The sequence below is a fragment of the Altericista sp. CCNU0014 genome, assembly GCF_044923475.1.
Taxonomy (GTDB): Bacteria; Cyanobacteriota; Cyanobacteriia; order Thermosynechococcales; family Thermosynechococcaceae; genus JAAURS01.
The window spans coordinates 2317020-2330753 of record NZ_CP137338.1 but is presented as its reverse complement, the minus strand read 5'-3'; the positions used below and the strand labels follow the sequence as shown (position 1 = coordinate 2330753).

At 52.2% G+C, this 13734-nt stretch carries 11 protein-coding genes; 9 read left to right on the top strand and 2 right to left on the bottom strand.

All coding sequences use genetic code 11. The features are described from left to right. Positions 1–162 precede the first annotated feature (162 nt). Entirely contained in the window at positions 163–1494 is a 1332-nt protein-coding gene (locus R6H26_RS11310) for a diguanylate cyclase (protein WP_404790549.1), read from the bottom strand. 269 nt (positions 1495–1763) lie between these two features. On the opposite strand from R6H26_RS11310, the gene ileS reads away from it, so the two are divergent. The 9 genes from ileS to R6H26_RS11265 all read left to right on the top strand — a co-directional run bounded on the left by ileS (position 1764) and on the right by R6H26_RS11265 (position 12604). Next, positions 1764–4739 (top strand): isoleucine--tRNA ligase, encoded by a 2976-nt coding sequence (gene ileS / locus R6H26_RS11305; protein ID WP_404790548.1) that lies wholly within the window; start codon positions 1764–1766, stop codon positions 4737–4739. Positions 4740–4785: 46 nt separating this feature from the next. Next, positions 4786–5442, top strand: coding sequence for a type I restriction endonuclease (locus tag R6H26_RS11300; protein WP_404790547.1), 657 nt, complete (start codon positions 4786–4788; stop codon positions 5440–5442). A gap of 258 nt (positions 5443–5700) precedes the next feature. After that, the gene (gene ffh / locus R6H26_RS11295; RefSeq protein ID WP_404790546.1) at positions 5701–7110 is read left to right on the top strand and encodes a signal recognition particle protein; all 1410 of its coding nucleotides are present in this window, start codon (positions 5701–5703) and stop codon (positions 7108–7110) included. Between the two features lie 113 nt (positions 7111–7223). Then, positions 7224–7484 carry a 30S ribosomal protein S16 gene (rpsP, locus tag R6H26_RS11290; RefSeq protein ID WP_404790545.1) on the top strand — a complete coding sequence of 87 codons (261 nt, stop codon included), beginning with the start codon at positions 7224–7226 and terminating at the stop codon, positions 7482–7484. Positions 7485–7488: 4 nt separating this feature from the next. Further along, a complete protein-coding gene (locus R6H26_RS11285; RefSeq protein ID WP_404790544.1) occupies positions 7489–7830 on the top strand; it encodes a KH domain-containing protein in 342 nt (113 codons plus the stop codon). A 48-nt stretch (positions 7831–7878) separates the two neighbouring features. Further along, entirely contained in the window at positions 7879–8052 is a 174-nt protein-coding gene (rpsU, locus tag R6H26_RS11280) for a 30S ribosomal protein S21 (RefSeq protein WP_404790543.1), read from the top strand. Positions 8053–8236: 184 nt separating this feature from the next. Next, positions 8237–10363, top strand: a complete 2127-nt coding sequence (locus tag R6H26_RS11275) for an HAD-IIB family hydrolase (protein WP_404790542.1) — start codon at positions 8237–8239, stop codon at positions 10361–10363. Positions 10364–10382: 19 nt separating this feature from the next. Then, positions 10383–11753 (top strand): tRNA uridine-5-carboxymethylaminomethyl(34) synthesis GTPase MnmE, encoded by a 1371-nt coding sequence (gene mnmE, locus R6H26_RS11270; RefSeq protein WP_404790541.1) that lies wholly within the window; start codon positions 10383–10385, stop codon positions 11751–11753. 443 nt (positions 11754–12196) lie between these two features. Next, on the top strand, positions 12197–12604 hold the full coding sequence (locus tag R6H26_RS11265; RefSeq protein ID WP_404790540.1) for a DUF4118 domain-containing protein: 408 nt from the start codon (positions 12197–12199) through the stop codon (positions 12602–12604). Here R6H26_RS11265 and R6H26_RS11260 read toward each other — a convergent pair. Beyond that, positions 12601–13727, bottom strand: a protein-coding gene (locus tag R6H26_RS11260; RefSeq protein ID WP_404790539.1) for an IS630 family transposase whose coding sequence is annotated in 2 segments (ribosomal slippage) — positions 12601–13307 and positions 13307–13727 — 1128 coding nt in all. Because the reading frame shifts where the segments join, the coding sequence is not laid out codon by codon here. The genes R6H26_RS11265 and R6H26_RS11260 overlap by 4 nt on opposite strands. Positions 13728–13734: the final 7 nt, after the last annotated feature.

Genomic DNA, 13734 nt, shown 5'->3' with positions numbered 1-13734 from the left:
GATCTATAGAACTTAACTAAAAGAGACATCCCCAATCCCGATCCCATTTTTGAACCTATCCCTCAATCCTAAAGATGAAAGCAAGGCTTGTCCTCAGAGTTTCTGCGGATCTTGGAAAGCCATATCACACCTTAGGAACCCATGGCTAGGGTGAAGCGGGGTTCAATTGTTAGGTAGTCCTGACTTTTGAGTCCCGGAACGATCCAACGAAGGGAGCGATCGGCCCACCGCCATATCTGTAGTGACCGAAATGTCCTGTTGGGCAATGCAGACTCGATTTCGTCCGCCGCGTTTGGCTCGATAAAGCGCCGCATCCGCTTCTGTCATGAGAGCTTCTTCTGTTTCAGCATCTGCTGGAAACGTCGAGCAACCCAAGCTGGCAGTGGCTTTAATGGTCTGCCCGTCCTGAATGGCAATATCTTGCGCTGCAATTAAATTCCGCAGCCGTTCTGCCACCACAAAAGCATCATTGCTATCTGCATAGGGCAAAATCACTGCAAATTCCTCGCCGCCATAGCGTGCGGGCAAGTCGCCCGGTCTTACTTCTGCTTTAATGAGCGCCGAAACATGGCGGAGCGCATCATCTCCAGACTGGTGTCCGTAGGTATCGTTGATCTTTTTAAAGTAGTCGATGTCTACCATCAGTAGCGAGACCGAATGGCCTTCACGGCGCGATCGCTCAATTTCGATCGTCAGGCGGCGATTAAACTCTCGACGGTTGAACACCCCCGTCAAAACATCCATAGTGGCTAGTTCTGTGAGCGCCTGCTGGTTTTTCTCCAAATTTTCAGCCATCCAGTTAATGGTAGTGGCCAACTGTTCGAGTTCATCGCCTGTCTCCAAATGAATCCGATGGGATAACTCTCCCTCTCCAAACTGAGCGACCCCTACATTGAGACGTTTTAGGGGTTTCAAAATAGATCGCGCCAGGAAATAAGCCGAACCCATCCCCATCAGAACCGTGACTGTACCGGTCAAAATGGTCGCAGTTCGAACCTGCTGCTTAATTTCAGTCGCTCGGTTTTGATTATCAATCATTTGAAAATTGGTGAGCAGCTTATTGAGGCGACGAATGTCATCAATCGCAATTTCAAGATGCTGGTCGATCTGCGATCGCAGTCGTTGCTGGCTGGCTCTATTTGCTGGCGTTAAATCTGTCGCAAACTGCTTCCGCTTACCCTTCGTCTCCTGCCACTCCCGTTGAATGCCAAGAATAAGGCTTCGCCGCTCTGCCAACTGAGAGGGGGTACGGAGTAACTGCGTAAAGGTTTGCTCGATCTCTCGACTTAAAATCTCAAAATTATCCTTACTCTGTCCGTTGCGAGAATCGTTGGTATCTTTGAGCAGCCTTGAGGCTTTCATTAACGAGTCTTCTAGACGGTCAAGGGGAAACAGTTCCTCCAGCCGTCTGCTTTCGCTATTCTCAAAGGTCTCGATCGCACGCTCAAAAGAGAGGTACGACCCAATGGCGATCGCCAACAAAGGAATGGTCATAAAACCCACTCCAGTGATCAGGCGACGGCGTAATGAAGTTTTACGAGTAACAGCGGTTTTCTGCATCAGAGCCAAAGGCTAACAATCCTCTATTGAAAGGATTCCCTACAACTTAGAGCGATCTACTTTATCTGAACCTAGCTTGACATGCACAAGACATATTCTAGACAAGGCGGATGCACCTTTCGCATTCTCTAGATTCTGCATCCGCTTCAGCGCACTCGATTCTATAATGGCAAAATGCATAACACCACGTTGAAGTAAAGTCTGTGACAGAATCTGGACGCTATAAGAATACCGTACGCTTGCCCCAAACCCAGTTTGATATGCGGGCCAACGCAGTCAAACGAGAGCCGGAACTGCAATCGTTTTGGGCGCAAGCGCAAGTCTACGAGCGGCTTTCGCAAACCAACCCAGGCGAGTTGTTTATTCTGCACGACGGTCCCCCCTATGCCAATGGCGACCTCCACATGGGCCATGCCCTTAACAAGATTCTTAAAGACATCGTCAATAAATTTCAGCTGCTTCAGGGACGCAAGATACGCTACGTCCCCGGCTGGGACTGTCACGGTATGCCCATCGAACTGAAGGTGCTAAAAAGTCTCAATGCCGAACAAAGAGCAGCGCTCACCCCCATCAAGCTCCGGCGGAAAGCCCGCGATTTTGCCCTGAAGACCATGGAGCAGCAGCGCAAAGGCTTTAAGCGCTTCGGCGTTTGGGGCGAGTGGGATCGTCCTTACCTGACGCTACAGCCAGAGTATGAAGCGGCCCAAATTGAAGTGTTTGGGCAGATGGTCCTGAAGGGCTATATTTATCGCGGTTTGAAGCCCGTGCACTGGAGTCCCAGCTCTCAGACCGCCTTAGCGGAAGCGGAGTTGGAATATCCCGAGGGCCATACTTCGCCCTCCCTCTATGCGGCCTTTGAGGTAACCTCTGTGCCGCAGGCGCTTCTGGATCCCTTCAATCCTTTTCTGGGCGAACTCGGCGTAGCCATTTGGACGACGACGCCTTGGACGCTGCCAGGCAACTTGGCGATCGCCGTGAATCCCGATCTGGTCTATGCGGTCGTTCATGCCGTGGATGACGGAGCGCCAGGCCGCTTTAAGTATCTTTTGGTCGCTAAGGATCTAGTCGAAACCCTGGAAGCCAAATTCGAAACGCCGCTGGCGGTGGAAGCCACGGTTATGGGCAAAGCCTTAGAGCACATGACCTATCGGCATCCTTTGTTCGATCGCGAGAGCGAAGTGGTGATAGGCGGCGACTACATTACCACGGAGTCAGGAACGGGGTTGGTGCATACGGCCCCCGGTCACGGGCAGGAAGACTATCAGGTAGGCTTGCGCTACGGTCTGCCGATCGTGTCTCCGGTGGACGATCGCGGGTTCTTTACGGAAGAAGCGGGGCCATTTGCCGGATTGAAGGTGGTCGATAAGGCCAAGAACGACAATGACAAGCTCAAGGTGGAGGTGAGCGAGGGGAACCAGGCCATTATCGATGCCCTGAACGAAGCAGGTTCCTTGCTGCACCAGGAAGCCTATAGCCACAAATATCCCTACGATTGGCGCACGAAGCAACCCACCATTTTCCGCGCCACAGAACAGTGGTTTGCTTCGGTGGAAGGGTTTCGGGAGGAAGCACTCAAGGCGATCGCCTCGGTGGAGTGGATTCCAGCCCAGGGGCAAAACCGGATCACTTCAATGGTCTCGGAACGTTCGGACTGGTGTATTTCGCGTCAGCGCTGCTGGGGTGTGCCCATTCCCGTGTTCTACGACGAGGAAACCAACGAGCCGCTGCTGAATGCGGAAACCATCGCCTTCGCGAAGGCCATCATTGCCGAAAAAGGCTCCGATGCGTGGTGGGAGCTACCCGTGGAGGAACTGTTGCCAGTATCCTATCGCAACAATGGGCGCACCTACCGCAAAGGCACTGACACGATGGACGTGTGGTTCGACTCCGGCTCGTCCTGGGCGGCGGTGGTGGAGCAGCGCGAAAATTTGCACTATCCGGCGGATATGTACCTGGAAGGCTCGGATCAGCATCGAGGTTGGTTCCAGTCCAGCTTATTAACCAGCGTTGCCGTTGAGGGGATTGCACCGTTTAAGAAGGTCTTGACCGCTGGCTTTGTGGTAGACGAGCAGGGCCGCAAGATGAGTAAATCCATCGGGAATGTGATGGATCCTTTAGTTGTCATTGAGGGAGGTAAGAACCAAAAAGAAGACCCGCCCTACGGAGCAGATGTGGTGCGGCTGTGGGTGTCGTCAGTGGACTATTCCTCCGATGTGCCCGTGGGCAAAACGATCCTGAAGCAGATGTCGGACGTGTACCGCAAAATCCGAAACACGGCTCGATTTTTACTTGGTAGCCTGCAAGATTTCGATCCTACTCAGCACGAGGTGCCCTACGATTCCTTGCCGGAATTGGATCGCTACATGCTGCACCGCATTGCTGAGGTGTTTGCCGAGGTGACGGATGCATATCAAAAATACGAGTTTTTCCGCGTGTTCCAGACAGTACAGAATTTTTGCGTAGTCGATCTCTCCAATTTCTACCTCGATATTGCCAAGGATCGGCTTTACATCAGCGCGCCCGATGCGCCCCGTCGCCGCAGTTGCCAGACAGTGCTGTGGGTCGCGCTGGAGAATTTGGTTCGGGCGATCGCCCCAATCCTGTCCCACATGGCAGAAGACATCTGGCAGTTTTTACCCTATCCGAAAGCCTACAAATCTGTCTTTGAGGCGGGTTGGATCGATATAGAGTCTAAATGGGTAAAACCCGAACTCGGTTCTAAGTGGCACAAGTTGCGGGACATTCGTCAAGCCGTAAACTTACAGCTTGAGGCCAAAAGAAGCAGCAAGGAGATTGGGGCTTCTTTGGAGGCTAAGGTTGTCATTACGACAAATAATGACAATCTAAAACAGCTTCTCCTGGGACTGAATCCACCTTCTAGTGATATAGCTCAAGGTGTAGATGAGCTACGATATCTGTTTCTGGTCTCGCAAGTTGAGAACCGTGAAGTCCTTGAAAAACCTGAGAGTGTTCCCTCAGCCTCAATACCCGAATTTATCATCACCGTAGAAAAAGCTGAGGGGCATAAGTGCGATCGCTGTTGGAATTACTCAACGACGGTGGGGCAGTCGCAAAAGCATCCGCTGCTGTGCGATCGTTGCGAGTCAGTCATCGAAAACATGGCCGCTTCCGGTCAGCTTGTACAGACCGAAGATGGGACATGGCAGCCTGTGAGCTAAAACCTAAATTCGATAAAATAAGCGTACGAATTAGGAAAGAGGCGAAATGGCTCAGACCCTAGCGATTTCAAAAGAGTTCACGAGTTTGTCTGCGGTAGCTGAGCGGTTTAATTTAGCCTATGCCACAGACAAAGAATTCTTTACAGAATGGTTTGAAGCTTTACCGTCTCTTTCTGAAGCAGATCGGACTACGCTCGATCGCATTCAGCAGCGCTTTTTAGAACACCGAAATCGAGGTTTTTTAGCTGAAGGCACCGTAGATAAGCTCATCGTATCTCCCTTACTAGATTTAGCAGGTCTGTATGAGCCAAAATTTACGATCCGCGCTGAGGCGACCGTTGAAATCTTGCTGCAAGATCGAGACGAACAGCTTCAGGGTCGAATTGATACGCTGATTCTTCAAGAACAATTCTGGGTATTGGTCATTGAGGCTAAAAATACGGCGCTTTCCCTTGCCGTCGCTATCCCCCAAGCGCTGACCTATATGATGAGCTCACCTCGTCCTGAGCTGCCTGTCTTTGGCCTAGTCACCAACGGCGATGAATTCCGGTTCATTAAACTTTTAAAGCACGCTGATTCCAACCCTCAGTTCGACTTATCCGATAACTTTTCGCTAACGCCCCCGCACCGAAGCAAGCTGGATCGAGTATTGCAGGTTCTCAAACGAATCCAGGCCGTCATCCCGCAAGAACGGAAACCGTAGGGATACTGGAATAGGCGATCGCCCATGAGGCAAGTCCCTTAAATCTAGAAACATTTTGCCGATCGAAACAAACGCTGTATTTACTTTAGAGCAAGCATTACAGCGGCTCATTCGCATATTTTTTGCCGATCTTTTTGCCGATCTCAAAAATCTAGGTTCGCGCCCCCGGAATACGCTAGGCTAGTGCCATAACAGCAGCCTAGCCTACGGCTGCCCTTAACCCCTTGGAACGATCGCAACAGTCAGCAGCTAAAATCTATGTTTGATGCACTCGCAGACCGACTTGAGTCCGCTTGGAAAAAACTCAAAGGCCAGGACAAAATTTCCGAAAACAACATCCAAGATGCCCTGCGAGAAGTGCGTCGGGCATTACTAGAAGCCGATGTAAACCTCCAAGTCGTCAAAGACTTCGTCGAAGACGTACGGGTTAATGCCCTGGGTGCAGAAGTGGTTCGCGGCGTGCGGCCCGACCAACAGTTCATCAAAATCGTCAACGACGGCCTCGTGGAAATTATGGGAGACGCCAATGTCCCCCTCGCCGAGGCCAATACCGCCCCCACCGTCGTACTGATGGCCGGGTTGCAAGGGACGGGGAAAACCACCGCCGCTGCAAAGCTAGCCCTGCATTTACGTAAAGAAGAACGCACGGCCCTGCTAGTGGCCACCGATATTTACCGTCCGGCGGCGATCGATCAGCTCGTGACCCTGGGCAAACAGATCGACGTGCCCGTCTTTGCCCTCGGCACCGACGTAAATCCCGTCGAAATTGCCAAACAGGGTTTAGCGGAGGCTAGAGCCCAAAAAGTAGATGTGGTCATCATCGACACCGCCGGACGCTTGCAAATCGACCCGGAGATGATGGCGGAATTGGCCCAAATCAAAGCAGCCGTCCAGCCCCACGAGACGCTGTTGGTGGTGGATGCCATGACGGGGCAAGAGGCCGCCAACCTCACCCGGACCTTCCACGAAGACATCGGCATTACGGGAGCCATCCTCACCAAAATGGATGGCGATACGCGAGGGGGTGCGGCCCTGTCGATTCGCAAAATTTCGGGCCAGCCCATTAAGTTTATTGGGGTGGGCGAGAAAGTCGAGGCGCTTCAGCCCTTCTATCCCGATCGGATGGCCTCGCGGATTCTGGGCATGGGGGACGTGCTCACCCTGGTCGAGAAAGCCCAGGAGGAGTTCGACCTTGCCGATGCCGAAAAGATGCAGCGCAAAATTCTAGAGGCACAGTTCGACTACAGCGACTTCCTGAAGCAAACCAAGCTCCTCAAAAATATGGGTTCCCTGGGCGGCATCATGAAAATGATTCCGGGAATGAACAAAATTTCCGGCGATCAGCTCCAGCAGGGGGAAGCGCAGCTCAAAAAAGTGGAGTCCATGATCAACTCCATGACCCTGGAAGAGCGCCGCAACCCCGACCTCCTCTCTGGTTCCCCCAGTCGCCGCCGCCGCATTGCCAAAGGGGCGGGGTACAAAGAACCAGATGTCAACAAACTCGTCAGCGACTTTTCGCGGATGCGCTCTATGATGCAGATGATGGGTCAAGGTCAGTTTCCAGGAATGCCCGGATCGCCCTTCCCTGGGATGGGCGGCGGACCCGGACCCGGTGGCGGCGGCAAGAAAAAAAAGGTGAAAAAAAAGAAAGGCTTTGGTACACTCTAATGATGGCCAAAAAATGTCTTGACGCAGCCAAAAGAAAGTCAGACCAACGTTGCGCTATGATTTACGAGCCTTGAGAGGGGCTCAGAACCGAATTAGGAGAACCATTCCTCAGCATGATCAAAATTAGACTTAAGCGGTTTGGCAAAAAGCGGGCAGCTTCTTATCGGCTCGTGGCAATTAACAGCCGCGATCGCCGTGACGGTCGTCCCCTAGAAGAGCTGGGCTACTACAACCCCATCAGCGACGAAGTGACCCTCAAAGTCGAGGCGATCGCCAAGTGGTTGGCCGTTGGAGCGCAGCCCACAGAGACCGTTCGCGACATTTTGGTTAGGAATAACGTTTTAGAAAGCACGAAGTCCTACACCAAAGCTTAAGGCGATGTCACCTTCTTTACCAACCACACCCAACTATATAGAGTTGGTGCGTTTTCTGGTAACTCCGCTTTTGGAGTTTCCAGAATCGTTGGTGGTAGATTGTGAGGTTTCAGGCGCGCGCAAGCGGGTTTTGGTTCGCATCGCGTTTGCGCCTTCCGACAAAGGGCGCGTTTTTGGCCGAGGCGGTCGCACGCTACAGGCGATTCGTACAGTACTAGAAGCAGCGGCAACGTTGGAAGAAAAGTCGGCCTACTTAGAGGTGTTTGGAGAGCGAGAGCGAGATGCAGCGGAGTCTGAGACTCCGCCCAAACGCGTCGTCCCCCGCCCTCAATTGCGCAAGGGTTGACTCGATCGGTTTTAGGCGTTTCGGACATTTCAGGAGGTGAGTCAAAGGGTGGCAGAAATTCGTTTGGGCGAGAATGAGTCAATCGAATCCGCACTGCGTCGGTTTAAGAAGAAAATTCAGAAAGCTGGCATTTTGTCAGAAGTGAAGCGTCGAGAGCGCTACGAGAAACCAAGTCTCCAAAAGAAGCGCAAAGCAGAAGCTTCTCGCAAGCGCCGTCGTTAGTTTGTTTCGCGAAATAAATTTGTTTGCGTATGATGCTGCTTGCTTCTGAGGCAGCATCATTTGTTTTTCGACCCTATGGCTGAGCCATGGGTAAGAGACTCCTGGTAGAGTAGGGTGGACGAGTCGCACGTTCTTGCAGCTTTGTTATGGCTGAGTTAACATCTAACCCCCTTGAGTCATACAAATGTATTTGTTACTCATCAGTATTCACGGTCTGATTCGCGGTCGCGATTTAGAACTCGGACGGGATGCAGACACTGGCGGGCAAACAAAGTACGTCGTGGATCTGGCGCGATCGCTGGCCGAGCGCGATGATGTCGATCGAGTCGATCTCGTCACTCGGTGGGTTCTCGATCCGGCCATTAGTTTAGATTATGCAGAATCGATAGAGCCGCTTTCCGACAAGGCTAGGATCGTTAGAATTGAGGCCGGACCCCAAGAATATCTGCCCAAAGAATCGCTCTGGGATCACTTAGATAGCTTTACAGACAACCTGCTGATCTGGCTGAACGCACAGGGGCGAATGCCCGATATCGTCCACAGCCACTATGCCGACGCGGGCTACGTAGGAGTGCGCCTGTCTAACCTAATCGGCGTACCGCTGGTGCATACGGGACATTCCCTCGGTCGCGACAAACTCCAACGGCTTTTAGAAAAGGGGTTCAGCCGGGAGGAAATCGACCGTCGCTACAACATGAACCGACGCATCGATGCTGAAGAGGCAGTGCTCGCCAATGCGGACTTGGTCATCGCCAGCACTTTCAACGAAATCGACGAGCAGTACGGACTGTACGACTACTATCAGCCAAAACACATGGCTGTCGTGCCTCCGGGGACAGATCTCACCCAGTTTTATCCGCCGACTCAAGAACCGATTGAAATCCCATTTGCTAAGGTTCTGCGGCCCTTTCTCACCGATCCGGACAAGCCCATTATTTTGGCTTTATCCCGTCCGGACGAACGCAAAAATATCCTGACGCTGATCGAAGCCTTTGGCGAATCTACAGAACTTCAATCAATCGCCAATTTGGTGCTCGTGGTAGGAAGCCGCGACGACCTTCGCGATATGGAAAGTGGCGCTCAGGAAGTATTAACCAATATCCTAGTCCTGATCGATGTCTACGATCTATACGGTCGGGTAGCGGTGCCCAAGCGCCACCTTTCAGAAGAAGTGGCGGACATCTACAGGTTGGCAACGACCTCTCGCGGCGTGTTTATCAATCCTGCCCTGACGGAGCCGTTTGGTCTGACCCTCCTGGAGGCCGCAGCCAGCGGACTACCTCTGGTCGCGACAGAAAATGGCGGTCCCGTCGATATTATTGGCAACTGTCAGAATGGCTTGTTAGTTGACCCGTTGGATAAAGAGGCGATCGCCCATGCTTTGCTTCGCGTTCTCAAGGACGAAGCGCAGTGGCAAATTTGGTCTAGGAACGGGATTGCGGGCGTCCGCAAACACTACTCGTGGCAGGCCCATGCAGAAACCTACCTCTCAAAGGTCAAGGAGTTGCCCAAAAAGTACGCGCCCATTCCCAATCTACAGCTCGAACGCCGCCAGATTCGCTACCGTGCCATTTTCTCCGATCTGGATCAGAGTCTGCTGGGCAATGTCGAAGGACTGAGACGCTTTACGGAGTTCATTCAGCAAAACCGGAGGGGGACCGCCTTTGGAATTGTTACGGGTCGGCGGATAGACTCGGCGCTGGCGGAGATGAGGAAAAACAACATTCCAGTCCCCGACGTACTGATCACGAGTCTCGGAACTCAAATTCACTACAGACGGCAACTCATTGCCGACAATTTCTGGGCGGTTCATATCGATTACCTGTGGCAGCCCCTAGCGATTCGCAGGGTCTTACAGGAGCTACCAGGACTGGTCCCTCAAGGGAGAACCGAGCAGTCTCGCTATAAAATTGCCTATCACTACGACCCAACGATTGCCCCGCCGGTTGAGGACATCATCGCATTGCTGCGCACGCAGGAACTGACGGTCAACGTGGTCCACGCGTTCGGTCAGTATTTAGATATCCTTCCGGTTCGTGCCAGTAAAGGTCAGGCGCTGCGCTATGTGGCCCAGCGCTGGGATATCCCCTTAGAGAATATTTTGGTCGCTGGCGGCTCCGGCGCAGATGAGGATATGATGCGCGGTAACACGTTAGCTGTCGTTGTGGCCAATCGGCATCACGAAGAACTTTCCCAACTTGAGGATCAAGAGCGGATCTATTTTGCCAATCAGAGCCACGCCCTTGGTATTCTGGAAGCCGTCGAACACTATGACTTTCTCAATACCTATCGCATACTGGCCAAGCAATAACAGATCTGCGGTACATGCCATGACCTTAGGTACGACGATAGCGGCGATCGCCACGGCCATTGTGCCCCAACAGGGAAGTATCGGTATCGTCCGGCTTTCCGGCGAAGAGTCGGTGGCGATCGCCCGGCAGCTCTTCGTGGCACCGGGGCGGCAGCCGTGGGACAGCCATCGGATTTTGTACGGCCATATCCGCGACCCTCAAACGCAACAGCTCATTGACGAGGCGTTATTGCTCCTCATGCTGGCTCCGCGCTCCTTTACCCGCGAGGACGTGGTGGAGTTCCACTGTCACGGGGGAATGATTCCGGTGCAGCAGGTGTTACAAGCCTGTCTGAGTGCCGGAGCGCGCCTCGCTCAGCCGGGAGAATTTACGCTGCGGGCGTTTTTAAACGGGCGCTTAGATCTGACGCAGGCCGAGGGAATTGCAGATTTAGTGGGAGCGCGATCGCCCCAAGCCGCTCAAACTGCCCTAGCCGGAATCCAGGGCAAACTCGCGCATCCCATTCAGCAACTGCGGCAGCAGTGTTTGGATATTTTGGCTGAAATTGAGGCCCGCATTGATTTTGAAGAAGACTTGCCGCCCTTAGATGAAGCATCCATTACACGGCAGCTTCAGGCCGCAGCCTCAGAAGTAGAGCAGTTGCTGGCGACGGCGGATCGCGGGGAATTGCTGAGAACGGGGATTAAGGTGGCGATCGTGGGGCGTCCGAACGTGGGCAAGTCCAGCTTGCTCAATGCTTGGAGTCGGAGCGATCGCGCGATCGTCACAGACCTTCCGGGCACGACGCGAGATGTGGTGGAATCGAGTTTAGTGGTGGCGGGAATTCCGGTGCAGGTGTTGGATACGGCGGGGATTCGGGAAACGGAAGACCGCGTGGAAAAAATGGGCGTGGAGCGATCGCGCGGGGCCGCCCAACAGGCGGATTTGGTCCTACTCACGGTAGATGCCGCCTCGGGCTGGACTCCAGAAGATGGGGAACTCTACGAGACGTTGCGGGGGCAACCGTTGATTTTGGTCATCAACAAAGTAGATTTAGCCAGCCCGAACCGGGTTAAGTACCCCCCAGACATTCAAACTGCGGTCATGACGGCTGCGGCGCAGAATCAGGGGATTGAAGGGCTGGAAAGGGCGATCGCCCAGACGGTTCAGCAGGGAAATCTCCAAGCTGCCAACCTGGATTTGGCCGTCAACCAGCGCCAAGCAGAGGCCTTAACCCGCGCTAATCTTTCTCTGGAACACGCGATGCGATCGATTGCAGAGAAGCTGCCTCTAGATTTTTGGAGTATCGATCTGCGGGGAGCAGTACAGGCATTGGGAGAGATTACCGGGGAAGATGTCACTGAATCGGTGCTAGACCGAATCTTCAGTCGTTTTTGCATTGGCAAGTAAAAACTTACCCTGATTTTGACTGGGAGTACTCACTCGTCAGAATATTTCTATCGTTGAATCTTCAAAGTAAAGGCTATGCAGTAAACAGGGCGATCGCTACTCTCGATCAAGCACAAGCATCTAAAGGAGAGCGAACGCCTCGTCCACCTTTGTTAAGGACATGGGTGTAAATCATCGTTGTCTTCGTTGCAAAAGCTGTCTGCGTCCGGTGAGCGCGACCGTTGGGCCGCAAACTTTGGACTTGTTCTTTTCTGGGTTTTCATGAATTGCTAGTCATTGGGTCAACGAAATGGCGATTGCACCAAATCTCATCCTAAAGAAACGTGGCTATAGTCTATGTAATATTCGGGGTGATTCATTTAATCTTGAAGTCATCTTAGAGGATAATAATGTGATTCTAATTACACGATTGCCTGAGAGGTCAAAGCGCGATGCAAGGAGCTATGAATACTCGTCTGAACCCCTACGCACTTGCGATCGCGATGGTTACCATTGCCACTTTTGTGACTCATTGGCTGTTCCCAGTATTCAAGGCTGAAACCCATGTTGTGTTTGATGCAATGGTCGTAGTCGTCGCTTGGTATGGCGGCATGAATGCGGGGTTATTAGCCGTAGTCCTCTCAACCTTTATAAATAGTATTTTTATTTTCTCGATCGATTCCCCACAGGTGCCGATCGCCTCGGATGGCGGAGAACGATGGCACCTGCTCTCATCTACCTTCAGTGCCCTACTGGTTGTATTTCTAACTTCAAAATTGCATGCTGCTCGGCAGCGCGTTGAGCAACTGGGTATTCGGCAAATGCAAGAAAAGGAAAACCAACTAGTAGTCTACCAAAGGAGCTTTGACTAGTTTTTTGGGTCAAGGACAGGGTACAAGCGTTCCAACTTAATCCGTGCATCCGCGCTTAAAAAGCACCAATTGACCGTGGCTTTTTGGGTATTGCGCTGGTCTTGCCAAGTTTTGATTTCATTCGTCAACTCCTGCTGGGTCGCAATCCGTCGGTCAAGACATTGGCGTGAAAGCACAGAGAATTCAATCTCTATTTGATTGAGCCAACTGGCATGCTTGGGCGTGTAATGAAATTCAAGTTTTTTTAGAATACGGTTCGCCTCTTGAGGTGCGAAGGCTTCATACAGGGTGGCAGGGTGATGGGTATTGAGATTATCGAGGACAACCCGAATACAATCTGCATTAGGACGATGGATATCCACCAGAGCCTTCATTGGATGGGCAAAATCAACTTTTGTACGTCGCGCTGTCACCTCCATGTGCCGTTGGGCAGCTAATGGTTCCAAAAATCCAAATAGATTGACAACCCCATTGCGTTTGTACTCAAAATCATAGCGCTCTCGTTGTCCAGGTTCTGCGGGGATGGGAACTCGAACTTCTTCAATCAGAGGACAAGGCCGCTCATCAAAGCAGATGACCGGACGTTTAGGGTCATAGGCTTGGGCATACCAATCCAGTAGATCTTCCATGCGACAGACGTACTTGGCATCTACTTCAGGAATACACCACTGTTCTTTGAGCCATGGCTTAATCTTGTTTTTTTAAGGGTTTGCCGGACGGTTTCATCACTAATTGAGTCAATTACCTTCAGGCTGACCAAGCGGTCAGCTAGCAGTTGCATCGTCCATTTTGCTCTCCCTTCTGGGGCATCTGAGCAGGCGGTCGCGATTAAGATGGCTTCTGCTTTAACATCTAGCTTACGAAGTTTAGGAGGGTGAGGGCGATCGCCAAGGGCTTCGGTTAAACTAACAGCCTCAACAAATTTCTCACGAGTGCGCTCAACCGTTGAAAGGCTTACTCTCAAGTTCTCAGCAATGAGACGATCGCTCTTCCCTTCGTGAACCTGCAATAATATATGGGCACGAGTGAGTCTACGAGCTGAGTGCTTCCCGCTTCTAATGACCCGCTCCAACTCTTGGATTTCTCCATCACTCAAGTCCACGATGTACTTTTTCTGACTCATAGCCCCT